This is a genomic window from Cellulophaga sp. 20_2_10, assembly GCF_023476645.1.
Lineage (GTDB): Bacteria > Bacteroidota > Bacteroidia > Flavobacteriales > Flavobacteriaceae > Cellulophaga.
Genome location: NZ_JAMCOJ010000056.1, coordinates 1 through 700 on the forward strand (window position 1 = coordinate 1; position 700 = coordinate 700).

Annotated in this window: 1 protein-coding gene; it reads left to right on the top strand. The window is 33.0% G+C overall.

Annotated features, from left to right (window positions below; genetic code table 11):
• Nucleotides 1-39 precede the first annotated feature (39 nt).
• A complete protein-coding gene (locus tag M4I21_RS18510; RefSeq protein WP_249560709.1) occupies nt 40-498 on the top strand; it encodes a hypothetical protein in 459 nt (152 codons plus the stop codon).
• Nucleotides 499-700: the final 202 nt, after the last annotated feature.

The window sequence follows — 700 nt, forward strand, 5'->3', positions numbered from 1 at the left end:
ACGTTGTAACAAATTTTGAAGAACCATTTATAACTAAATATGATTGAATTTTTAAAAGGAGGAAAAACTCTTAAAGGAGTTATAATGGGAATGACGATTGATGAAGCAAATTCAATATTGGGCGAGCCGACGAATATCAGCGGCGAGAAAGAATATGGGTATCTACATTACGGAGCATATCGTTACGGATTCGCCGATAAAATAATTAACGAAATGGCTATTGAATTTAAATTTCTTGACAAACCAATTATGTTTAAGAATTTAGAATGGAAAAAACATGACATTTCACTCTTTGAAGATTTCAAAATAAAATCCAAATGCAAAATTCATAGAATAATCGGACTCATAAATCACCTTCAATTGAATTGGAAAGCAGAAAATGGAATTGACAAAGATAGCTTTATAATGAAAATTGCTAATGGACCATATATTGTTTGCGACCTATATGATGGAATTGTTGATAAAATAACTATCGTTGACGGACACCAAGCTGGGTAATAAAACTTGTTACAACACAACCTATAAACAATACGGGCTTCGAGCTTAAACGCTAAAGTCTGTGTATATTTATGAGGTCGCGAAATCTTTGGGATTTCGCTTTTGAACAAAAAAAGAAAAAACAAAACCAAAAGATTTTGCTATGTGCGTGGAGGAAAGCAAACGCTAGTTTGCTCCCGTACTGTTCATAGCTAAAACGTTA